The sequence below is a fragment of the Caballeronia telluris genome (assembly GCF_001544495.1).
Taxonomy (GTDB): domain Bacteria; phylum Pseudomonadota; class Gammaproteobacteria; order Burkholderiales; family Burkholderiaceae; genus Caballeronia; species Caballeronia telluris.
In genome coordinates, this window is sequence record NZ_FCNZ02000006.1 from 235148 (window position 1) to 257881 (window position 22734).

General features: G+C 66.3%; 22 protein-coding genes. 5 read left to right on the plus strand and 17 right to left on the minus strand.

Annotation, left to right across the window (positions count from 1 at the left end):
- Positions 1-25: 25 nt before the first annotated feature.
- From AWB66_RS10340 to AWB66_RS10355, 4 genes are all read right to left on the minus strand, one after another.
- On the minus strand, positions 26-1159 hold the full coding sequence (locus AWB66_RS10340; protein WP_087630197.1) for an acyl-CoA dehydrogenase family protein: 1134 nt from the start codon (positions 1157-1159) through the stop codon (positions 26-28).
- Positions 1160-1172: 13 nt separating this feature from the next.
- Positions 1173-2381, minus strand: a complete 1209-nt coding sequence (locus tag AWB66_RS10345) for an acyl-CoA dehydrogenase family protein (RefSeq protein WP_087630198.1) — start codon at positions 2379-2381, stop codon at positions 1173-1175.
- 73 nt (positions 2382-2454) lie between these two features.
- Entirely contained in the window at positions 2455-4575 is a 2121-nt protein-coding gene (locus tag AWB66_RS10350; RefSeq protein WP_087630199.1) for a 3-hydroxyacyl-CoA dehydrogenase NAD-binding domain-containing protein, read from the minus strand.
- A 112-nt stretch (positions 4576-4687) separates the two neighbouring features.
- Entirely contained in the window at positions 4688-5599 is a 912-nt protein-coding gene (locus AWB66_RS10355) for a LysR family transcriptional regulator (RefSeq protein WP_087630200.1), read from the minus strand.
- Between the two features lie 170 nt (positions 5600-5769).
- Here AWB66_RS10355 and AWB66_RS10360 point away from each other — a divergent pair, with 170 nt between their 5' ends.
- Positions 5770-6075 (plus strand): hypothetical protein, encoded by a 306-nt coding sequence (locus tag AWB66_RS10360; protein WP_125469706.1) that lies wholly within the window; start codon positions 5770-5772, stop codon positions 6073-6075.
- A 144-nt stretch (positions 6076-6219) separates the two neighbouring features.
- Here the strand turns inward: AWB66_RS10360 and AWB66_RS10365 are convergent, their stop codons facing one another.
- The gene (locus AWB66_RS10365) at positions 6220-6531 is read right to left on the minus strand and encodes a hypothetical protein (RefSeq protein WP_087630202.1); all 312 of its coding nucleotides are present in this window, start codon (positions 6529-6531) and stop codon (positions 6220-6222) included.
- Between the two features lie 145 nt (positions 6532-6676).
- Here AWB66_RS10365 and AWB66_RS10370 point away from each other — a divergent pair, with 145 nt between their 5' ends.
- Positions 6677-7831, plus strand: a complete 1155-nt coding sequence (locus AWB66_RS10370; protein ID WP_087630203.1) for a PDDEXK nuclease domain-containing protein — start codon at positions 6677-6679, stop codon at positions 7829-7831.
- A gap of 348 nt (positions 7832-8179) precedes the next feature.
- Here AWB66_RS10370 and AWB66_RS10375 read toward each other — a convergent pair whose 3' ends face one another.
- The 6 genes from AWB66_RS10375 to AWB66_RS10400 all read right to left on the minus strand — a co-directional run bounded on the left by AWB66_RS10375 (position 8180) and on the right by AWB66_RS10400 (position 12997).
- Positions 8180-8503 (minus strand): c-type cytochrome, encoded by a 324-nt coding sequence (locus tag AWB66_RS10375; RefSeq protein WP_235021073.1) that lies wholly within the window; start codon positions 8501-8503, stop codon positions 8180-8182.
- The gene (locus AWB66_RS10380) at positions 8500-9771 is read right to left on the minus strand and encodes a PQQ-dependent sugar dehydrogenase (RefSeq protein WP_087630271.1); all 1272 of its coding nucleotides are present in this window, start codon (positions 9769-9771) and stop codon (positions 8500-8502) included. The genes AWB66_RS10375 and AWB66_RS10380 overlap by 4 nt, the downstream gene beginning before the upstream one ends.
- Before the next feature lie 91 nt (positions 9772-9862).
- The gene (locus AWB66_RS10385; protein WP_087630204.1) at positions 9863-10648 is read right to left on the minus strand and encodes a hypothetical protein; all 786 of its coding nucleotides are present in this window, start codon (positions 10646-10648) and stop codon (positions 9863-9865) included.
- A gap of 232 nt (positions 10649-10880) precedes the next feature.
- Positions 10881-12080, minus strand: coding sequence for a DUF2235 domain-containing protein (locus tag AWB66_RS10390; RefSeq protein WP_087630272.1), 1200 nt, complete (start codon positions 12078-12080; stop codon positions 10881-10883).
- Positions 12081-12267: 187 nt separating this feature from the next.
- Positions 12268-12633, minus strand: a complete 366-nt coding sequence (locus AWB66_RS10395) for a hypothetical protein (RefSeq protein ID WP_087630273.1) — start codon at positions 12631-12633, stop codon at positions 12268-12270.
- A gap of 142 nt (positions 12634-12775) precedes the next feature.
- Positions 12776-12997, minus strand: coding sequence for a hypothetical protein (locus AWB66_RS10400; protein ID WP_087630205.1), 222 nt, complete (start codon positions 12995-12997; stop codon positions 12776-12778).
- 108 nt (positions 12998-13105) lie between these two features.
- Here AWB66_RS10400 and AWB66_RS10405 point away from each other — a divergent pair, with 108 nt between their 5' ends.
- Complete coding sequence (locus AWB66_RS10405; RefSeq protein WP_200818961.1) at positions 13106-14350, plus strand: polysaccharide pyruvyl transferase family protein; 1245 nt, start codon at positions 13106-13108, stop codon at positions 14348-14350.
- Positions 14351-14576: 226 nt separating this feature from the next.
- Here the strand turns inward: AWB66_RS10405 and AWB66_RS10410 are convergent, their stop codons facing one another.
- The 3 genes from AWB66_RS10410 to AWB66_RS10420 form a co-directional block, all read right to left on the minus strand.
- Positions 14577-15680 carry an HAD family hydrolase gene (locus AWB66_RS10410; protein WP_087630206.1) on the minus strand — a complete coding sequence of 368 codons (1104 nt, stop codon included), beginning with the start codon at positions 15678-15680 and terminating at the stop codon, positions 14577-14579.
- A gap of 46 nt (positions 15681-15726) precedes the next feature.
- Positions 15727-16839: a formylglycine-generating enzyme family protein gene (locus tag AWB66_RS10415; protein WP_407642279.1), complete on the minus strand. Its 1113-nt coding sequence runs from the start codon at positions 16837-16839 to the stop codon at positions 15727-15729.
- 326 nt (positions 16840-17165) lie between these two features.
- Positions 17166-18038: an endonuclease/exonuclease/phosphatase family protein gene (locus AWB66_RS10420; RefSeq protein WP_087630207.1), complete on the minus strand. Its 873-nt coding sequence runs from the start codon at positions 18036-18038 to the stop codon at positions 17166-17168.
- Between the two features lie 175 nt (positions 18039-18213).
- On the opposite strand from AWB66_RS10420, the gene AWB66_RS10425 reads away from it, so the two are divergent.
- Both AWB66_RS10425 and xth read left to right on the plus strand, forming a co-directional pair.
- Positions 18214-19203: a sulfonate ABC transporter substrate-binding protein gene (locus AWB66_RS10425; RefSeq protein WP_087630208.1), complete on the plus strand. Its 990-nt coding sequence runs from the start codon at positions 18214-18216 to the stop codon at positions 19201-19203.
- Positions 19204-19281: 78 nt separating this feature from the next.
- Positions 19282-20169: an exodeoxyribonuclease III gene (xth, locus tag AWB66_RS10430; RefSeq protein WP_087630209.1), complete on the plus strand. Its 888-nt coding sequence runs from the start codon at positions 19282-19284 to the stop codon at positions 20167-20169.
- A 6-nt stretch (positions 20170-20175) separates the two neighbouring features.
- Here the strand turns inward: xth and AWB66_RS10435 are convergent, their stop codons facing one another.
- The 3 genes from AWB66_RS10435 to AWB66_RS10445 all read right to left on the minus strand — a co-directional run bounded on the left by AWB66_RS10435 (position 20176) and on the right by AWB66_RS10445 (position 22465).
- Complete coding sequence (locus AWB66_RS10435; protein WP_087630210.1) at positions 20176-20484, minus strand: high-potential iron-sulfur protein; 309 nt, start codon at positions 20482-20484, stop codon at positions 20176-20178.
- A gap of 434 nt (positions 20485-20918) precedes the next feature.
- Positions 20919-21053, minus strand: a complete 135-nt coding sequence (locus tag AWB66_RS10440; protein ID WP_087630211.1) for an MFS transporter small subunit — start codon at positions 21051-21053, stop codon at positions 20919-20921.
- Between the two features lie 14 nt (positions 21054-21067).
- The gene (locus tag AWB66_RS10445; RefSeq protein ID WP_087630212.1) at positions 21068-22465 is read right to left on the minus strand and encodes an L-lactate MFS transporter; all 1398 of its coding nucleotides are present in this window, start codon (positions 22463-22465) and stop codon (positions 21068-21070) included.
- Between the last annotated feature and the right edge of the window lie 269 nt (positions 22466-22734).

Sequence of the window (22734 nt, forward strand, 5' to 3'; positions counted from 1 at the left end):
TCCCGGTTGAGTGGCGTCGCGTCGCTCAGCTTTTGCCGAGCGCGATATAGCGTTCGAGATGATGGTCTTCGTCGCCGAACTGGTGGTCGATCATGACGAGGCGCTTGGCGTAGTGCGCGAGCGGCAGTTCCCACGTCATGCCGATGCCGCCGTGCAGCTGGATGCATTCCTCGGCGACGCGCGCGCCGATCCGCCCGACGCTGTATTTCGCTGCCGACAGCGCCCGTTCGCGCGCGACGCGTCCCGCGCCGAGCGCCGCCGCCGCGTTGATGACGGACGAGCGCGCCTGTTCGATTTCCAGCAGCAGATCGGCCATGCGATGCTGCAACGCCTGAAAGCTGCCGATCGCGACGCCGAACTGTTTGCGCGTGCGCAGGTAGTCGAGCGTGAAATCCTTCGCGACGTCCATCGCGCCGAGCGCTTCGGCGGCGAGCGCGAGCACGCCGAAGCCGATGCCGCGTTCGAGCGTCGCGAAACCGGCATCCGGCGCGCCGAGCAGCGCGTCGCCGGAAAGATGCACGTCGTTGAAGACGACTTCGGCGGCACGTCCGCCTTCGATCGTGGGATAACCGCGCACGCTCACGCCGGCCGCGTCGCGCGGGACGAGAAAGAGCGAGATGCCGTCTTCGGCGTCGTCCTGGCCGCGCGTGCGCGCCGAGACGAGGAACACGTCCGCGGCTTCGCCTTGCTGCACGACGCCCTTCGCGCCGTTCAGCGTCCAGTGGCCGTCGGCGGCGCGGGTCGCGCGCGTCGAAACGCGCGCGAGTTCGTAGTGCGAGCCGGGTTCGTCGTGCGCGAGCGCCGCGACGGCGCTGCCCTCGATCAAGCGCGCGACGAGCGTTTTCTGCGCGTCGCCGCCGGTTTCCGCGACCATCCGCCCGACGACGAGCGCGCCGAGAAACGGCTCCACGACGAGCCCGCGCCCGAGGCTTTCGAACACGACGGCGATGTCGAAGCCCTCGCCGCCGAATCCGCCGTCGGCTTCGCTAAACAGCGCGCCGACGATCCCCAGTTCCGCGAAACGGCCCCACATCTCGCGGCTGAAGCCGGTGGCCGAGCGCGCAATGGCGTCGCGCGTCTCGAACGCGTACTGCTCGGAGATGAAGCGATTCAACGTGTCCGCCAGCATGCGGCGGTCTTCGGTATGTTGGAAGTCCATCGCGCGCGTCCCTTTACAGTCCCAGGATCATCTTCGAGATGATGTTTTTCTGGATTTCGTTCGAGCCGCCGAAAATCGACAGCTTGCGGTTGTTGAAATACATCGCGGCCGCGCTCGCGGCTTCTTCCGGCCCGACCGGCGGCTGGTCATAGCCTGCGTCGAGCGCTTCGTCGATGAACGGGCGCGCGTACGGCCCCATCGCGCGGCGCATCAGCGACGAAATCTCCTGGCGAATTTCGGTGCCGCGAATCTTGAGCATCGAGCTTTCGGCGCCCGGCACGCCGCCGCCCGCGACCGCCGCGATCACGCGCAGGTTGGTCGTCTTCATGTTCTCGAGATCGATTTCGACGCGGGCCATGCGCGCGGCGAACGAAGGATCGTCGGCGAGCGGGCGGCCGTTGCGCGTGAGCTTCGCCGCGACCTTTTGTAGACGCTCCAGCGCCGCGACCGAAAAGCCGACGCCCGCGATATTCGTGCGCTCGTAGGTCAGCAAGTATTTCGCGTAAGTCCAGCCCTTGTTCTCCTCACCGACGAGGTTTTCCGCCGGCACGCGCACGTCCGTGAAGAACACTTCGTTGATCTCGTGCTCGCCTTCTAGCGTGACGATCGGGCGCACTTCGACGCCCGGCGCGTTCATGTCGACGAGCAGGAAGCTGATGCCTTCCTGCTTCCTCACGTCGGTCGCCGTGCGCACGAGGCAGAAGATCATGTTCGCGTGCTGGCCGAGCGTCGTCCACGTCTTCTGGCCGTTGACGATGTAGTGCTCGCCGTTTTCGTCGATGCCGCGCACGGCGGTCGTGCGCACGGCGGCGAGGTCCGAGCCCGCGCCGGGTTCGGAATAGCCCTGACACCACCAGTCGGAGCCGTCGAGGATGCGCGGCAGCCAGTGGCGCTTTTGCGCCTCGCTGCCGTATTTGATGAGCACCGGCCCGAGCATGTTCACGCCGAACGGCACGATGCGCGGCGCGCCGGCCAGCGCGCATTCGTTCTCGAAGATGAACTTCTGCACGGCGTTCCAGCCCGGACCGCCCTGTTCCTCGGGCCAGTGGTTCGCGAGCCAGCCCTGTTCGTTCAGGATCGCGTGCCATTGGGCCATGTCGTCGCGCGTGAGGCGCCGGCCGTTGCGGACTTTGTCGGAGAGACGTGGCGGCAGTTTGTCTTGCAGGAAGCGCACGACCTGCTCGCGAAACGCTTCCTCTTCGGGGGTGAAGTTCAGGTCCATGATGGGCTTCTTTCGGTGAAAGGCGATGCGGTCCCGCGCGACGCATCTGCATCGCGCGCGGCGCCGGAGAGAATCACGCAGCGTGATTAAGGCTCGCAAAATCGGCGCCACGCTCGACGAGATCGACGAGCAGCGGCGACGGCCGCCAGAACCGCGGGTCTTCTTTCGCGAATTCGCGGATGTCGGCGAGCACCTTCGCCAAGCCGACGCTATCGGCATATTTCATCGGGCCGCCGCGATGGCGCGGGAAACCGTAGCCGTAGAGAAACGCGACGTCCACGTCGAGCGGACGCAGCGCGATGCCCTCGTGCACGACGTTCGCGCCCTCGTTGATCATCGCGGCCATGTAGCGGCGGATGATTTCGTCGTCGGTGAATTCACGCGGCGCGACGCCCGCGCGCTCGCGCTCCGCTTCGACGATTGCCTCGACTTCCGGGTCCGGCGTGCCGCTTCGCGCGCCGTCCGCATACAGATAGAAGCCGCGCCCCGTCTTTTGGCCGAACCAGCCGCGTTCGCAGAGCCGGTCGGCGATCTGCACGTAGCGCGCGGCCGGATCGCGGGTGGCGGCGCGGCGCTTTCTCGCCGCCCAGCCGATGTCGCCGCCCGCCAGGTCGATCACCTGGAACGGCCCCATCGGAAAGCCGAATTCACGCACCGCGCGATCGATTTGATACGGCGAGGCGCCGTCTTCCATCATGTGATCGGCGGCCGTGCGGTACACCGCCAGCACGCGATTGCCGATGAAACCGTCGCACACGCCCGCGCGCACCGGCACCTTGCGCAGCTTCTTCGCGAAGTCGAACGCGGTCGCGACGACGTCCGCGCTGACCTTCGCCGGCACGACCACTTCGAGCAGCTTCATCAGGTTGGCGGGCGAGAAGAAGTGCAGGCCGATCACGTCGGCGGGACGCGCGACGCTGGCGGCGATCGCGTCGATATCCAGATACGACGTGTTGGTCGCGAGCACCGCGCCCGGCTTGCAGACGCGATCGAGTTCCGCGAACACGGCTTTTTTCACGTCGAGGTCTTCGAAAACTGCCTCGATCGCGACATCGACGTGAGCGATCGCGTCGTAGGACGTGCTGCCCGTCCACCGGTTCATCACGGCGGCTTTCGCTTCGGGCGTCATGCGCCCCTTCACGATCTGTGCGTCATAGACCTTTTCGACGTGCGCGCGGCCGCGCGCGAGCGAGGCGTCGTCGCGTTCGATCATCGTGACCGGCAGGCCCGCGTCGAGCGCGGCCACGGCGATGCCCGCGCCCATCGTGCCGCCGCCGATCACGCCGACGCTCGCGATGGCGCGCGGCTTCGCCGTGCGCGTCTCCGGCGCCTTCAGCACTTCGCGCTCGGCGAAGAACGCGTGGACCAGCCCCGCGCGCTGCGGGCTGTCGATGCATTGGAGGAAAAGCTGGCGCTCGTGGCGCAGGCCGTCGTCGAAGGGAAGTTCGAGCGCGGCCTGCACCGCGTCGACGATCTTCAGCGGCGAGAACAGCCCGCGCGATTTCTTCGCGGTCTGTTCGCGCGCCGCTTCGATCGCCGCGCGGCTCGCACGGCGGTCCGCGAGGCCGGCGGCGTCGCGCGTGCGGCGCACCGGCGCGCGCGCGGCGAGCAATTCGTGCACGTGGGCGATGCCGTCGGCGAGCGCGTCGCCCGATGCGCCGACGCGGTCCACGAGGCCGAGTTGCCGCGCTTCTTCAGCGCCGATATGGCGCCCGCTCAGGATCAGGTCGAGCGCGGCCGCGGCGCCGATCAGGCGCGGCGCGCGCTGCGTGCCGCCCGCGCCCGGCAGCAGTCCGAGCGTGACTTCGGGCAGTCCGAGCTTCGCGCCCGCGACGGCGAGCCGGTAGTGCGCCGCCAGCGCGACTTCGAGGCCGCCGCCGAGCGCCGCGCCGTGGATCGCGGCGACGACCGGTTTCGCGCACGCTTCGATCCGGTTGCAGACGTCGGGCAGCGCGGGCGGCATCGGCAGCTTGCCGAATTCGCGGATGTCCGCGCCGCCGATGAAATTGCGCCCCGCGCCGACGATCAGGACCGCCTGAACGCTGCTGTCGTCATCGGCTCGTTCGATGGCGGCCGAGAGCCCGCGCCGGACGTCCACGCCAAGTGCGTTGACGGGCGGATTGTCGATCGTGACGACGAGCACGCCGTCGCGTAGTTCGGCTTTGACGGGCGTGTCGGCTGTTTGCGCGTTCATCGTGCTGTGTCTCCGGATTGTTTGAATGCATTGTGGGCTGACCCGCCGGCATTGACAATTGCCATCGAGCTTGACGGACTGTTAATCAGAAATGGACAAAGCGCTCAGCGGATCATTCCCACGTCTTCGCGAGCGCCAGGATTTCCTCGCGTAGAAAGTCGATCAGCGCCTGCGTCGAGGGCGACGGATAGCGGTTCGGCAGCGTCACGATGTAGAGCGTGTTCTGCTGCCCGGCCACGCGGTATTCCGGCAGGATTTGCACGAGCCCGTGATTTCCCGGCGCGTGCGGCACGTACTCCGGCAAAATGCCGACGCCCATGCCCTGACACACGGCATCGGCGAGAAACGGAAAGTCCGGCGATTGCAGCGCGGGCTGCATCGGGATCGCGTGGACGTCGGCCTCGTTTTGCCGATGAATCAGTTCGATCACCGCGCGCAGCCCCGGATACGGCGACGCGACGAGCGTCTGCCGCGCGAGATCGGCGGGACGTTCGATCGGACCGTGCCGCGCGACGTAATCCGCCGACGCGTACAGGTTCCACTCGATCGGACAAATGTTGCGCGCGACGTGGTCGAGCGGCGGCGTCGAGGTGATGCGCACCGCGACGTCGACCTCGGCGGCGATCAGGTCCTCGATGCGGTTGTTGAACGACACACTGAGCGTGATGCCCGGATGCGCGCGCGCGAATTCGAGCAGCTTCGCGCCGATGAACATGCGCCCAAAGCCCGTCGGCACGCTGATGCGCACGCGGCCGCGCAGCGTCTGGCCGAGGCTGTCGATCGACGCGCGCGCGGTGCTCAGATCCTCCCGCATGCGCTGGCCGCAGTCGTAGAGCGTGTGGCCGGCTTGCGTGAGTTCGAAGCTGCGCGTCGAGCGGCGCAGCAGTTGCGCGCCGGTTTCGCGTTCGAGCAGTTTCAGCCGCTGGCTGATGTTCGAGCGCGTCATGCCGAGCTTGCGGGCGGCGGCGCTCATGCTGCGCGATTCGACGATCTCGACGAACAGCCCGATCAGGTTCAGATCCATGCGATTTGTCCATCCACACTCGACAGAATCGCCCATCTTAGGGTGATTGTCGCGTGGATGACAGCGCCGCCGACGCATCTTCGAGAGGCTTATCCCTGCTTCAGGTCCCTGCGTCAGTGGGGCTGTGGAATCGTCGGCGCGAAACTAACCTCACATTCAGACGCATCTGATTGCTGATCGCGTTCCGGCAAACGTTTTTCGGGGTTCACCGTTCCGATTCGCGCGCCAGATGCACACCATTAGCGAGGTTGCTCATCATGTACGTTTCGATCTGGCTGAGCGCGATTGCCGTGGCTCTCGTTGCCGCGTGGACCATCGCCTTCGCGCTGCCGATGTCCGCCGAGGAAGAGCTGAACCGCGCGACGGTTTCCGAGGCGCTGCTCGACGTCGATCTTCCCGCGATGCCGAACTGGCTGGCTTCATCGACGAATGCGTTGGCGGCGTCATTCTGTGGCCAGCAGCGCTCGCGTCACTAAAGGCGGCGACCTGGCTGCACCTTCCGCGCCAATGCCTTTCGGATCAACCCGTTGGCGCGTTCATCGGCGCGATATCCACAGGGTTATGAACGAAAACTGTGGATAACGCGGCACTGCACCAACACCCCCACCGTGAACCCCAGCTCAGGCATCCTTGCGATGCGCTTCGCCCTGTTTGGGGTCATCGGCGATCGCGGGAAAAAAGGCGTTCCAGACGGCGCGCACGCCTTCGGCCGCCGTCGCTTCGGCATCGATGTTTTCGGGTTCGCCGGACAGCGCCGGGTCCGCCGACAACCCGCGCCAATGCGTGAATGTGAGCGCGGGTGTCTCGGTCCACTGGCCGTCGATGAACTTCGAGAACGCCGTCGCGCCGCTCGTCAACTGCACTTCGTACCAGCCGTCCCGAACGGGCGCGTACTGGTCGAGCGGGAACCAATCCGTTGATTCGATTTGCATGGTCTCCTCCGTTGTAGTGACAGAGAAAAATAGCACGATTCGTTCCTTTTTTGTCTAACCCAGTCGCGCACGCCGGCCGTCTCGCGACGGGCGAATTCCGCTAACATCGTCGCGACGACACGAACCAACACGAGGCCCCCGGCGCATGACGAAGCGAGCACTGTCCACCGACGACTACGATGGCATTCGCTCGGGCATCGTCGAGGTGCTGGAAAGCGCGCGCCGGGCGGCGGCGCGCAGCGTCAACGCCGTCATGACGGCTTCGTATTGGGAAATCGGGCGGCGGATCGTCGAATTCGAACAGGGCGGCGCGGACCGCGCGGCCTACGGCGAAGCGCTCCTCACCCGGCTCGCCGACGACCTGACGCAGCGCTTCGGCCGCGGCTTCGGCCGCGCGAATCTCGCGAACATGCGCGCGTTCTATCTGCAATGGCCGCCCGGGCAGATTCTCCAGACGCCGTCTGGACGATTGCCGCGCGACGCGAATATCCAGACGGCGTCTGGAGAATCCGCAGCCACGGGCGACGCCGCGACACCGCCCGCGCTCGCGACGCTCGCCGCGCGTTTTCCGCTGCCGTGGTCGGCGTACGTGCGGCTGCTGTCGGTGAAAAGCGACGTGGCGCGCGCGTTCTACGCGAACGAGGCGTTGCGCGAGGGCTGGTCGGTGCGCCAGCTCGACCGGCAGGTGAACAGTCAGCTCTACGAGCGGCTCGCGCTGTCGCGCAACAAGGCGGCGCTGGTCGAAAAGGCCGGCGAGCCGGCGCCCGGCGACGCGATGACGCCCGAAGAAGCGATCCGCGACCCGTTCGTGCTCGAATTTCTGGATATCAAGGACGAGTACTCGGAGTCCGATCTCGAAGACGCGCTGATCCACCGTCTCGCGGATTTCCTGCTCGAACTCGGCGACGATTTCGCGTTCATCGGACGTCAGCGGCGACTGCGCATCGACGATACGTGGTTTCGCGTCGATCTCGTCTTTTTCCACCGGCGGCTGAAATGCCTCGTCGTGATCGACCTGAAGGTCGGCCGGTTCAGCTACGCCGACGCGGGTCAGATGCATCTCTACCTGAACTACGCGCGCGAACACTGGATGAAGCCCGGCGAAAACCCGCCGGTCGGACTCATTCTCTGCGCGGGAAAAGGCAGCGCGGAAGCGCGCTACGCGCTCGACAACCTGCCGAACAAGATCCTCGCCGCCGAATATCAGACGGTCCTGCCGGACGAGCAACTGATCGCGGAAGAGCTCGAACGCTCGCGACGCCAGCTGGAAGCGCGCCGCGCCGGATCGAAGGAAACATAGCGGCGCGGCGCCATCAAAAAACGAAAGCCCGCGCTTGGCGGGCTTTCATATGAGGACGGGGCCAAAAACAGGCGGCGTACCTTCCGGCCAGCCCCGCTTTTCGCCCCGTTTTGCAGTCTCGTGCTCGACACGGACTACGATTTCAGAATAGGCGATTCATCGCGGAGGGCCAAATTTTTTTCGAGATGGCCGCGCGGGTCGATTCGACCGCCCTTCAGAAAGCGCTGGGCAAAAAAAAGCCCGCTCTCGTTGAGCGGGCTGAATCCATATCGGTTGAGACATGGAGGAGACAGGAGTAAGTATAAACCCTTAAATTCTCCTGTCAACACTTTTGACCACGCGCCGCCGCTATGGCTTGCCCAGACTGTGATAGTAGGCGGCGAGATTGGCGATGTCCGCATCGGTCAGCGGTTTCGCCATCAACGTCATCATGTCGTTCTGACGCGCGCCGGATTTGAAGTCGTTCAGCGCCTTCACCAGATATTCCTCGGTCTGACCGGCGAGATTGGGCGCTTCCGGAATCTTCGCGAGTCCGTCGATGCCGTGGCAGGCCTGGCACTGCACCGCCTTCGCCCGCCCCGCCTTGACGTCGGCGGCGAACGAGACGCCCGCCGTACTCACCGCGCACGCGGCGAGCAAGGCCGCCGTCATCGTCGTCGTTCGCTTTCTCATTTGCCGTTTGCGTAGGAAATGCGATAGATCGCGCCGGCGTAGTCGTCGGACACGAGCAGCGAACCGTCTTGCAATTGCTGGACGTCCACCGGGCGGCCCATGTATTCGCCCGTCGACGTGAGCCAGCCTTCCGCGAACACTTCGGTCGGGCCGGCGGTGCCGTCGTCCTTGACCGGTGTGTACATGATGCGCGCGCCGACCGGCTTGGTCCGGTTCCACGAGCCGTGCTCGGCATCGAAGATCCCGCCCTGGTATTTCTCGGGGAACATCTTGCCGGTGTAGAACGACATGCCGAGGTCGGCCGCGTGCGCCGCCATTTCGACCTGCGGGAACACGACGCCCGCCGGCGGCGTGGCGTCCTTGTAATCGGCCGTGCGCACCTTGCCGCCGCCGTACCACGGAAAGCCGAAGTTCTCGCCGGCCTTGGTGGCGCGGTTGAGTTCGCCGGGCGGCGTGTCGTCGCCCATGCCGTCGACCTGGTTGTCGGTGAACCAGAGCGTCTTGTCCTTCGGATTGAAGTCGAGTCCGACCGAATTGCGCACGCCGTGCGCGTAGACCTCGCGGTTCTTGCCGTCCTGATCCAGCCGGATGATCCCCGCGAGGCCGTTCTTGTCGAGCTCGGCGAGCTTGTCCTTCGACGGCACGTTCCACGGCTGGCCGAGCGCGATGTAGAGCTTCTTGTCCGGTCCGATGCGGCACGCGCGCGCGCCGTGATTGAAGCTTTCGAACTGCGTCGGAATCAGCTTGCCCTGCGGCACGACGACCGCTGCCGCGACGTCCGGGCCGCCTTCGCCGAAGAACTGCGCGGCGGGAAAGCCGAGCACGCGGTTCTGCTCGACCACGTACAGCACGCCGTCGGGGGAGAAGCACACGCCATTGGGCACCTTGAACGTCACCGACGACGCGAACTGCACGACATCGCTCGCCACCCGCTGATGCGTGCGATCGGTCACCTGCCACACGCGGCTCTTGCGCGTGCCGACGAATACGACGCCCGTCGACGGTTCGATCGCCATGTGGCGCGCCTCCGGCACCACGGCATACAGCTCGATCTTGAAGCCCGGCGGCAGCTTGATCTGCTTGAGATTGTTGCGCAGGGCCTCGGCGGTCTGGCCGGTTTGCGGGACGGTTTCGGCGGGCACGTTGTTGCCCGTCTGCTTGAAGTTGGACAGCGTGCCCACGTTGTCCTGCGCCGCGTAGGCGCAGGAGAGCGCGGCGAGCATGACGCTCCCTGCGGCGAGCGGCATGGCCCTGAGCGCTGCATTCATCTTCGATTTCATCTGTTCGTCTCCTTGGATGCGTCGTTTTTGAAGACTGCCACTGCGGATAAAGCCGAAATGCGACGGCGATCGACCGCGGTCACTTGCTGCCGTCGAATACGAACGCGTCCGTGCGGTCGGCGCTCGGCAGCACGGCCAAGAGGCGCGCGCCGTCGAGGACCGCGTTGCCCGGCACCGTCGTGCCTGCCTGCGGACACGGCGCGGGTCCGAACGTGATCGAAACGTCGTAGGCGTTCACGCCGGTATGCGGCGCAACCGTGCCCCTGAACACGCAGCCGATGCCCGTGGTGCCGGCGAGAAAGCCGTCGTCGGTGATGGTGAGCCTGGCGGACGTGCTGCCGCGCATCGAGCCGCCCCGGCCGCTGTAGAGGCCCGCGACGATCGCGCGCGCCGGTGCCGCGTCGAGCATCGGGGCGGACGCGCCGGCGAAGGTGAGGCTCGCCGCGCCATAGCCTTTGTCGGCGACGCTGCCCGTGACGGCCGGCGCACGCGAGAAGTCGACATCGAACGTGACGGGCGATGTCGTGCGCGTGCGCAGGCTGTAGTTTTGGGCGTTGAGGCTGGTGAACTGTCCGCTTGCGGACTGCGTGCCGTTGTTCGCGACGACCACGCCGCCCAGGCCGCCTTTGCCTACCGACGCAGGCGCGTCGCCGTAGAACAGATACGCGGTGCCGTCGAAGAGCATCAGGAGGATGGCGTCGCCGTAGGCGGCCACGCTGCCCTTGTAGACGCCGCCGGAGGGCAGTGTCGTGGTGCCAGCGGCGGTGGCGGGCTGAAGCGGATGGCTGGCGGAGCAGGAAGCGAGAAGGAGACAGCATACGAACGAAGCGAGTAGCGCGCTGCACGACGTAGCGGTCTTTTTCATGGCGGCCTCGGTGCGTTCGATTCCTGTGGCTTGGCAGTCCGGATCTCTTTCAAACGCCGACCGTTGCGCGCGGGGTTTCGGCAACCGAGGCCGCACGCTGTGGCCGCGTGCGATTCCGAAGGATTCGCACGAGTGTCTTGTATAGACCGTCGCGCGGGACAGGTCAAGGGTGCGCTTAACTAACTGCCGGGCGCGGGGCAGTCCGCGAGGCTGTTCGTGAAGGGCCGCAAGCTCAGCTGAGCCAGACCGTATTGGTCCCGAGCTGCTGCGCGAGGGCCGTCGGCAGATACTTCAGCGACACCGCGACGGGCTGTCCGCTGACGGGATCGATGCCCATGCGGTGCGCGATCGAAATATGCGCGCCGACGTTCTGCGGGAACGGAATCGGCGCGCGCGGCCCCTTCGGCAGCAGGGAAAACGGCGGATTCGCCCACGGTTCGTGCGACGCGCCGAAGAAGTCGGGCTTGAACGGCCACGGCTCCGGTTTCAGATGCAGTCCGACGGCGGGATCGGAGAGCCGCCGGAGCATCCAGTCGCAGGCGATGTCCGAGAGCCCCGATTCCGCGATCGGATAGCCGCCGCCGACATCCGAATGCGCGCCGACGAAAAGCGCCTGCGTGATGCCGTCGCGTTTGTCCCAGAAGGTCGGCGTGAAGTCGGCGCGCTGCTCGTCGAGGCTGATCGCGTGGATGCCGAACTGCACTTTGTTGTTGAGCGCGGTATCGGCGAAACGGAACACGTCGATGTCCGAACCGTTCGCGCCGAGATAGAGCGGGATGCCGAGCGCGCCGACCGTGTCCCACACGCCGATGGCCCGGATCGTATCGACGGGAAGCGTCTCGCCCGGCTGCGGCGGATCGGACGCGAAAAGCGGCAGGCGTCTCACGAGACCGCTGAAGAGACCCGCGAGACCGCCCGCGTTCTGGCGTGCCGCGAGGCGCGCCTCGCGATGCCTGCGCCACTGCTTGATGCCGAGTTCGTAGGCTTGCTCCTTGTCGTCGGGGTCGTAGTTCGCGGGGTTGAGCACGCCGACGTCCGCGATCATGCCGCCGAGCGCGCGCGCGGTGTACGCGCCGCGCGAAAAGCCGATCAGGAAGATCGCGTCGTCCGGTTTGTAATTGCGCGAGATGTACGTGTAGCCGCGGACGATGCGCGCGATCAGGCCGTCGCCGAAAACGCCGCCGAGCAGCTTGATCGCGATGTTGCGTGAATCGCCGACGCCATGCAGGTACTTCGCCACCTGGCCGTCCGGACCGGGCTCCTCGATTTCCTGCTCCGACGCGAGCAGCACGGAATCCAGCTTCGGATTGCCCGCGAGCGTGTTGAAGAGCTTCCAGACGTTGGTCGTGTCGGGAATGCCGTCGTTGTCGTCGTCCTTGGAATTCGGGCCGTTCCAGGTGCCGTCCGCGCAGAAAACGATGTTCTTTGCCATGTCGTCGCCCACCCTTGCGATAGGGTTTCGCCGCGACGCCGCGCACAGTGCGTACCGATTTCCGCGACAGCGTGCCGGCGCCAAATGTCTTATCTATCGTAGACGCTGCCGGAGCGGCAGGTGGCGCCATGCGTGCGCTCGCGTACACAGGCCCGAGCGATTCGCGCACGCGGGCATGACGGCTTGCTCAGTCGGCGAGACGCTTGTCGGCCAGCGCGCGTCGGCAGTCGTCGAACACGCGCACGACGAGCGCCGATTCGTAGTTGAGGTCGTCGCTTTCGAGAATTTCTTCGACGGCGTCGAGGGCCCAGTCGGCGTTCACGTATCCGACGTTCTGCATCGCGAGGTGCTGGGCGATGGCGGTGAGCCGGGCAACGGTGAGCCAGTCGGCCTGGCGCTTGTGGCGGTCGAGCCACTTGCGCGACGCCTGCACGAAGAACACGGGTGCGGGCCACGACTCGTTCAGGTAGTAATTGCCGAGGCTGCCGCAAGTGAGCCAGCAGAGCAGTTCGACGCGCTCGCGCGGGCTGAGCGGGTGACGTACATCATTCATGGCGGCGCTCACGAAGACGATTGACGTTGCCGATAAAACATCGTTTCCCTCGGGAAAACAATATCAGATCATTTTGCATCGCGGTATATGCAATTGCGTCAATGCGTGCGGGCGCGCGCGGTGCCCTTGGGCCAGCGCGGAACTACGCCGCTGCTTCGTCGCACCATTCGATCGCCCACGCGCGCGCGCAATGGAGCGCGTCGGATTCGTTGGCGAAGGCGTCGAGTTCGCCCGAGTGGTGCGTCTCGCCATGCGCGCCGCCTTCGTCGTGCCCGCGCGTGATCGTGACGTGTGGGTAGAACTGGCCGTCTTCGTCGTGCCGCGCGCGGCAGTGGATGTGATAGGCCTTGTAGTCGAATCGCATGTTTGCTCTCTCCGTGGATCAGCAAAAATCCTAGCACGCGATCGCGCATGCCGACGCAGCCCGAACCCGCTACCCTTCGATAAGCACCGCCATCCCCGGACGATCCCAGTGACCGACGAACCGACCACGATCATCTTCGGCCCCTTCGATCGCCATAACTTCGGCGATCTTTTGTTCGCGCACATCGTGGCGCGGATGTTGGGCTCTGAGGACGCGCTGTTCGCGGGCGTCGCCGGGCGCGACCTGACGCTGTACGGCGGACACCGGGTGCGGGCGCTGACGGATCTCGCGCAGAACCTGGGCGGGCGCGCGGTGAATCTGATCCACGCGGGCGGCGAGATTCTGACCTGCGGCGCGTGGGAAGCCGCAGCCATGACGCTCTCCGGGGACGCATGGCACCGTACCGTCGCACACCTCGACCAAAGGCCGATGGAACGCACCGCATGGACGCAGTCCGCGCTGCACACGCGCGCGCTCGCGCCTTACGTGGCTTCGCGTGAGCTGTTTCCGCATGCGGCGTGGGTGTCGTTCAACGCGTCTGGAGGCGTCGAACTCGATACGGTCGACGCGCCTTTGCGCGCCGAAGTGATGCTGAAACTCGCCGCCGCCGACGACGTCAGCGTGCGCGATGCGCACACGCAAACGCTGCTTGCCGCAGCCGGCGTGAACGCGCGGCTGATCCCCGACCCGGCCGTGATGGTGGCGCAACTTGAAGGCGCGCGCATCGACGAACGCGCGCAACGGGGCGAACTCGCGCGCACGCTGGATGCGTTTCCGGACGGCTACATCTCGGTGCAGTTCAGCGCCGATTTCGGCGACGATGCCACGCTCGCGCGCATCGCCGCGCAACTGGAGCGCGCCGCGAAGGCGAGCGGACACGGCATCGTGTTCTTTCGTGCCGGCGCGGCGCCGTGGCACGACGACACGGCATGCTATGAACGCACAGCGGCGCGCATGCGGACGAAGGCCGTGGCGATCTTCGGCTCGCTCGACGTCTGGGATATCTGCGCGCTGATCGCCCGCAGCCGCGGCTTTGTCGGCAGCAGCCTGCATGGGCGGATCGTCGCGACGGCGTTCGCTTTGCCGCGCGTCACCGTGCGCCATCCGGCGTCCGGACCGCGCGTCACGAAGCAAGCCGCGTTCGCCGCGACCTGGGACGACGCGGACACCTCGGACACCACGGCGCCAGTCGACATCGACGACATCGCGCGCGCCACGACCGATGCGCTCGCGACCGACCCCGCGCGGCGCGCACGCAAGGCGCGCGAACTCGAAGACGCGTATCGCGAAGGGTTCGAGCCGGTCGCGCGTCGCTTGAGCCGCGGTGCTCACGCGCGGCTCATTCGCCGATGACCCAGCGGTAGTACGGATTGTCGGGGGCCGTCCATTACGCGCCTGAGACCCGTCGCCCACGCATCGCGATCGCCCCGACAGGCGTCGAGCCCCGCGCCGTAGAACGCACGCAGCGGGATGTTGGGCTTCGCCCCCGACTGCGCGGCGGGCCCGACGGGTTCCTTCGGGCCGACGCGTCTGGCGGGCCTCGCCTCGGCCTCCTGACCGCCCTTGCGGCTTGCTGCCCCTAACGCGCCGGACCCGGGAAGATCGTGTTCCAGTCGTTTTTCATGCTGACGACGACCCAGCCGTCGGTCGTGGCCTCGTCCCATGCCTTGTCGAGCCGGCCGATCTTCGACTGCCGGTCGTAGGCGAACTCGCGCTCGGCGTCGTCGTGATGCACGAGGAGCGCGAGGTGCGGGTCGGTGTTCGCGGCGGTGTACTGGAGCATCTGCTGGTCGCCGTCGGAATTGCCGAACGCGAGGATCGGACGCCGCCCGATGTAGCGATAGATGCCGACGGGCTTGCCAGGACCGTCGTCGACGAAATCGAGCTTGGGCTGGCGCGTGAGCGTGGGCTTGCCGCCGCGCAGTTCGTACTTGACGAGCTGACTGGAGCCGATCACCTGCTCCGGCGGAACGCCATAGGCCTGCTCGACCCACGGCCGCATGAATTCGATCGTCCCGCCCGACACGATGTAGGTCTTGAAGCCGTTCGCGCGCAGATACGCGAGCAGTTCGATCTGCGGCTGATAGACAAGCTCCGTGTAAGGCCGGTTGAACTTCGGATGGCGCGCCTTCGCGAGCCACGCGCGGATCGTCTGGTCGTAGGTTTCGACGCTCATGCCGCTGTTCGCGACGGCGACGAGCTGCATCAGCGGTTTCTGCTGCGCGGCGAGCGCCGCCTGGTCGCGGGCCATGAGCGCCTTGAACGCGGGATTGTTCTTCCACTCGGGATGCGCGGGCGCCGCCGCCTTCACCTGATCGAGCAGGAACGCAAACTGGACGTAGATCGGCTGCTCGGTCCAGAGCGTGCCGTCGTTGTCGAACACGGCGATGCGCTGCGCCGGTTCGACGTAGGTCATCGTGCCTTCGCGCGTCACATCGCCGACGAATTTCACGATGGCGCGTTTCGCGGGGCCGTCGCGCCACGAGGGCAACGCGGTTTCCGCGCTGCGGGCGCTGTCGGGCGAGACGTCCGGCGACGCCGCGTTGCGGTTCTGCCCGGCGCATCCTGCAAGCGTCAGCGCGAACAGCGCCGCGACGATGAACGCGGCGGCCCGGCGCGCGGCGTCGCCGAACGATTGGGCGGACGCGCGTTTCGGCTTGGTGCGGCGGCTCCAACTCTGCATCCGATTCTCCTTGTCGTCGAAGTTCGATGCCCGGCAGCGCAAGAAGCTAGTGAGCCGGCACGTCCGTGTCGGCGCGGGCAAGCTGCGAGCGGCCATGCGACTTGTCCCAGTTGTCCTTGTCCATCACCAGCCGAAAGCCCAGATGCGACATGCTGTTGTACGGATCGGTGCCGCGCCGCGCGCTCGGCCGGTAGCTGAGGCAATAGTCTTCGTTGCAGAGAAACGAGCCGCCGCGCGTCACGCGCTTGGGCGCCGCGACCGGGACGCCCGGATCGGCCGGGTCCCACGCGCCGGTTGGGCCCGCCGGGTTGTCGACCACGCTCGCCGTCGTCGATGCCTCGCGGCGGAACTGGTCCGCGCGATACCAGTCGGCGACCCACTGCCACGCGTTGCCCGTCATGTCGGAGAGGCCATAGGCGTTGGCCGGAAAGCTGCCGACGCGGCTCGTGCCCGCCGCGCCGCCCGCCTTCGCGCTCATCACCGGGAACGGCCGCGCCTGCTGGCCTTGCCAGACATTCGCCATCTGCTTGCCGTCGGGCGTGAACTTGTCGCCCCACGCGTAGGTGGCCTGCGTGAGCCCGCCGCGCGCGGCGAACTCCCACTCGGCCTCGGTCGGCAGACGCTTGCCGGCCCATTTCGCATACGCTTCGGCGTCCTCGTAGGACACCTGCACGACAGGATGATCGTCCTTGCCGGCGATAGTGCTCTCTGGCCCCGTCGGATGCCGCCAGTCCGCGCCGGGCACGTAGCGCCACCAGCGCGAGTAGTCTTCGAGCGACACCGGCTGGTCCGTGCCGACGAACACCATCGCGCCCGCGACGAGCGCGCTGTCCGGCGGACGCGGCGTGCCCGGCGGCAATTGCACCTTGAGCGTTTCCCAGTCGGGCTTTTTCTCCGCCGTCGTGACGTAGCCGGTGGCTTCGACGAACTGGCGGAACTCGGCGTTCGTCACGTGATGCTCGTCCATCCAGAAGCCGTGCACGCGCACCTTGTGCGCGGGACGCTCGTTGGCCTGCGCCATTTTCGCGTCGCTGCCCATGAGGAATTCGCCGCCGGGGACCCAGGCCATGCCTTGCGGTCCGCGCACGCCGTCGCCGAGAACGGCCTGCACCGCGGGCTTCGCGCGCGCGCTCATGGCCCCGCTCATGGCCCCGCTCATCGCGCCGCTCATCGCGAAGCCGATCAGCGCCGGACACGCGAACAACAGCGTCGCCCAGAGCAGCAGCTTGCGCGAGCGGCCCGCATGGCCGACAGGGCTGCTCGCCGCGCTCTTTGCAGCGGGCGCGGCGGTCGTCGCGGGCTTGCGTTTCGCCATGCTCGTTCTCCGTCTGCGTCGACGTGCCTATCGCGCGCCGGCTTCGAAAAAGCCTTCTGTTTCAGCAGCGTCGATCGATCGCTTGTGGCTACCAATAGCTGAAGCGCTCGATGAATTCAATCTCTTTCGTGCGGCCGGCACTTGCGCCGCTCAACGAGCGCTGAACGCGTCTAGTGCAATTCGAGCCACATCGGCTGATGATCGGATGACCGGCTCGCCTGGTCGACCTCGCAAGCCGCGACGCGCGCGCCCAGATCCTCCGTCACGAGCACGAAATCGCACGCGAACGGTCCGTCGGGCCATTGCTCGCGGTCGTAAAGGCCGACCGTCGCGGCGCGCGGCGTGTCCGGATGCGCGACGCTCCACGCATCGACGAACGCGGGCGCGTCGCCGAACGGCTCGATCATCCGCCGATACGCCGACGACTCGAACGCGCTGTTGAAGTCGCCGCACAGGATGGCGCTCATCGGCCGGCCGGTGTCGGCGAACGGGCTGTTCAGGCTTTCGGATTTCGCCGGGCGGCGCGCGTGATCGCAGGCTTCGACGTGAAGGCCGCGCAAGCGCTCGACCTGCGCGAGCCGCTGTGTCTCCGAGTAGAACTCCAGATGCGTGCTGATGACCCGCAACGGCCCGACATCCGTTTCGACGACCGCCTCCAGCGCGACACGCAACATCGACGGCTTCGCGGGATCGGCGGGCCACGGCAGCGAGTGGCGCAGCACCTGTCGCACGGGCAGGCGGCTCACGATCGCGTTGCCGAATTGCCGCCGCCCGAGCCCGGCGCCGGTCGGCGGCAGGTCCGAGCCGATCGCATCCAGCACGATCGCGGCCGGCAACAGTTCGGCCAATTCGGCGAACTGATCGGCGCCGGGGCCGCCCGCAAGGCCGCCCGCCCGCTCACCCTGATCGAAACCGCGGGTGACTTCCTGCAGGCACAGAACGTCGAAATCGCACAGCGCTTTCGCCTCGCTGACGATGCGCGCGAGATCGACGCGGCCATCCACGCCGCGCCCCCACTGAATGTTCCAGTCGACGAGTCGCATGACGTTCTCCTCGGGCCCATGCATGCGACGAGTCTACCGCCGCCGCCGAGGACGCGCCGGTGGTCGCGCCAAATCGCGCAGCGCCAGAAGCAAAGCTGAAAAACTTGGTTCCTCAAGCGGGCGTCGCGTTCATAGAATCTGGCGTCTTTGCACCGCAACGCCATTGGGAACGCTCATGCCTCAGCAGAATTCGAAAGACGACCGACACGACGCCGCGAGCACACAGCGCCGCTCGCTCCTGAAAAGCGCCGCGACCGCGGCCGCGCTCTTCGCCGTGCGACCGGTATTCGCCGCGAGCGATGCGAAAACCTTGCGTATCGGCTATCAGAAGTACGGCAACTTCGTCGTGCTCAAGGCGCGCGGCACGCTCGAAAAGCGCCTCGCGTCGCAGGGCGTGAGCGTTCAGTGGCTCGAATTTCCGGCCGGCCCGCAGTTGCTCGAAGGCCTCAACGCAGGCGCCGTCGATGTCGGCACGGTCGGCGAAACGCCGCCGATCTTCGCGCAGGCCGCGGGCGTCGATTTCGTCTACATCGCGAACGAGCCGCCCGCGCCGCGCGGCGAAGCGATCGTCGTGCCGGCCGCGTCACCGATCAAGACCGTCGCCGACTTGCGCGGCAAGAAGGTCGCGCTGAACAAGGGATCGAACGTCCACTTTCTGCTCGTGAAGGCGCTGCAGAACGCGAAGCTCGCCTACAGCGACATCCAGCCGGTCTACCTCGCGCCCGCCGACGCGCGCGCCGCCTTCGTGCAGGGCAGCGTCGATGCCTGGGTGATCTGGGACCCGTATCTCGCCGCGATCGAAAAGCAGACGAATGCGCGCGTCGTCACGAACGGCGAAGGTCTCGTGCACAACACGCAGTACTACCTCGCGACGCGCAAGTTCGCGAGCGCGGAGCCGCAACTGCTGCACGCGCTGCTCGCCGAACTCGACGCCGTCGACAAATACGGACGCGACCACGTCCCGGAGGTCGCGCGCCTGCTTTCGCCGCTCGTCGGCCTTGATGCGGCGACGCTCCAGGTCGCGCTCGAACGCACCGCCTACGGCGTGCAGCCGGTGACCGCCGAGACGCTCGCGTACCAGCAGCAGATCGCCGATACGTTCAACGACCTGCGGCTGATTCCGAAGAAGCTCGTCGTCAGCGATGCGCGGTGGAAGACCGCCTGACGGAGCATTGCCTGACGAGTGTCGCCGAATCCGGTACTGTGCTTGCTCAGTACCGTGACCCACACGACACTCGACGCCATGCTCAAGATCGCCACTTTCAATATCAACGGCGTCCGTTCGCGCCTGCCCGCGCTGCTCGAATGGCTCGACCGGGAAGCGCCGGACATTGCCTGCCTGCAGGAGCTGAAGGCGCCTGACGCGGCATTTCCCATCGACGAAATCCGCGCGGCCGGCTATGGCGCGATCTGGCACGGACAGGCGTCGTGGAACGGCGTCGCGATTCTTGCCCGCGGGATGGAGCCGATCGAGAGCCGGCGCGGCCTGCCGGGCGATCCCGACGACACCCACAGCCGCTATCTCGAAGCGGCGGCGCATGGCGTGCTGGTCGGCTGTCTCTACTTGCCGAACGGCAATCCGCAGCCCGGTCCCAAATTCGACTACAAGCTCGCGTGGTTCGAACGGCTGATCGGCTACGCGGCGCGTCTTCATGACAGCGGGCATCCCGTGGTGCTCGCGGGCGATTTCAACGTCGTGCCCACCGACGAGGATATCTACAACCCGAAGTCCTGGCGCAAGGACGCCCTCCTGCAACCCGAAAGCCGCGAATGCTACCGGCGCCTGCTCGATCAGGGCTGGCTCGATGCCCTGCGCGCGCGGTATCCCGACGAGCGCATCTACACGTTCTGGGATTACTTCCGGCAGCACTGGCAAAAGAACTCGGGACTGCGCATCGACCATCTGCTGCTCAATCCGCAGATGGCGCCGCATCTGAAGGATGCAGGCGTCGATCGCTGGGTGCGCGACCTGCCCCACGCAAGCGATCACGCGCCCACGTGGATCACCGTCGATCTGAAAGTGCAGAAGCCGTCGGCGGCGAAGAAGGCCGTCGCCGGCAAGCCAGCAGCGAAAAAAGCCGCCGCTAAAACGCCCGCGCCGCGCGCCCAGCGCGCGAAATCCGCTGGCTGAAACCGCTCACATGTTCGTGTACGAGCTGCACCAGCCGTGCGCGGCGACCTCTTTGTCGCCGAAGAGCGTGCAGCCGCCCCACGCGTCCGTCGACTTGCCCTGGAACAGCGAGCAATTGCTGCAATCCTGTCCGGCGGCGTAGGTCGGGAATTTGGCCTTGTCGATCTTCGCGACGTCTTCCCGATAACCGACCGCGATCGCGGCCGGGTCCGCTTCGCTCAGCTTCGGACCGGCGGCGAGCGCCGCGCGCGAGAGCAGCAGCGACGAGCCTGCGCCGATGCTGACAATCATGAAATTGCGACGGGATGGGTTCATGGGATGGGGATCGTCTTGTCGTGGGGACCGGCGGACGACGAGGGCCGCAGCGCGCGCCGTCGTCTATCCGAAAGATACGCCACCCACCCGTGGGTACGATCGTTCGATTTTCCCTGGTGCCTGCGTCCCGTCTGTTCGGCCCCGCACGGTCTCAAGCTTTTGATACCGGCGCCGTAAATGAGGTCAGTAACCGACGACACATCCGCGCATCGACACCAACGCGGCGCTTTTTTCATAAGGGAGAACAAACGTGGCAGAAATGGATTGGCTGATGGCTGGAATGGATCTGGTTGCACTCGTTGGCGCGACGCTTTTCATGAGCGTGCTGTCGCGGCGGAGTCTGGCGGCGTCGGCGGTGGACGGCCGCTGAAAGAGCAACACACCGGCGAGGGGCGGCGCGAACGAACCGCCACCCGTCGCCGTGAAAGCGAAGTTCAGTGGAACAGTTTCATCGCCTGCGTGAGCGTATTCGTAATGCCCCACGCGAGCGGAACGAGCACATAGATCCAGAAGACCGCAAGCAGCGCCTTGTTGGTCGGATGGGCATGGAGATCGTGGCTAGTGTTCATTTGACGTGTCCTGTTCAGTTGATCGCCGGTGCGCCCGCGGTCATGTGATGTTTGTCGTGCACGCGCGTGACGAGCAGGTTGCACAGGAATCCCACGACGAGCAGCGCCGCCATGATGTGCAGCGTCGTCGTGTAGGCTTCGGCCTTCGCCACGCCGTGCGCGACTTCATAAGCGCGGATGTAGTTCACGAGAACCGGCCCCGCGACGCCCGCCGCGGCCCACGCGGTCAAGAGCCGTCCGTGGATGCCGCCGACGAACGCCGTGCCGAACATGTCGGCGAGATAGGCGGGGACCGTCGCGAAGCCGCCGCCGTACATCGAGAGAATCACGCCGTACGCGAGCACGAAGAGCGCGATATTGCCCGACGCCGCGAACTGCGGCACCAGAAAATACAGCACCGCGCCGAGCGCGAAAAACACGTAGTAAGTGTTCTTGCGGCCGATCCAGTCCGAGGTCGACGCCCACGCGAAGCGCCCGCCCATGTTGAAGAGCGACAACAGGCCGACGAACCCTGCGGCCGCGCCCGCCGTGATCGACGTCTTGAAGCTTTCCTGAATCATCAGCGACGCCTGTCCCAGCACGCCGATGCCCGCCGTCACGTTCAGGAACAGCACGAGCCACAGCAGATAGAACTGCGGTGTCTTCAACGCCTGATCGATGTGCACGTGGTTGCGCGTGATGAGCTTGTTCGCCTTGACGGGCGGCGTCCAGCCGGCCGGCGCCCAGTTGGCGGGCGGAATGCGGATCGCGAGCGCGCCGATCGTCATCGAGATGAAGTAGACGACGCCGAGCACCACGAACGTCTCGGCCACGCCGATGCTCGTCGCGCTCTTGAAGTGGTTCATCAGCGCAACCGAGGCCGGCGCCGCGATCATCGCGCCGCCGCCGAAGCCCATGATCGCCATGCCGGTCGCCATGCCGCGCCGGTCGGGGAACCAGCGAATGAGCGTCGAGACCGGCGACACATAGCCGAGCCCGAGCCCGATCCCGCCGATCACGCCATAGCCGAGATACAGCAGCCAGATCTGATGCAACTGCACGCCGAGCGCGGAGACGAGAAAGCCGCCGCCGAAGCAGCAGGCCGCGGTAAACATCGTGCGGCGCGGGCCGACCTTTTCGAGCCACTTGCCGGCGAACGCCGCGGACAGCCCGAGAAACACGATCGCGAGCGAGAAGATCCAGCCGAGCGTCGTGATCGACCAGTCGTCCGGCGCGGACTGCGTGACGCCGATCACCTTCGTGAGCGGCGCGTTGAAGACGGAAAACGCGTAGGCCTGCCCGATGCACAGGTGCACGGCGAGCGCGGCGGGCGGGACCATCCAGCGTGAGAAGCCGGGCTGGGCGACGGTCGCCGATTTAGAGAAAAAGCCGCGCGAAGCGGCGCCGGGACGATCGTCGATCGTGCTGTTCATTGTCGGTCTCCGGGAACGCATCGTCATGAAGTGCGTTCGCATATAGTTTTATGTCGGGCGAGTCGTGCCGCGTCCGGTACTGCGCGCCATGCCGGACGGAACGACCCTGCCATTGCCCTTCACATCCGCTCGGATCGTGTCGATTCATGATTTGCGGATGTGAATGCGGTCGAACATAGACAACTGCCGCGCGCTTGGCAATATGAACGGTCGTGCCATAAGTGTTTGCCCGAAGTTGACGGTCGGCTTGCGGGCGGTGGCGCGGAATG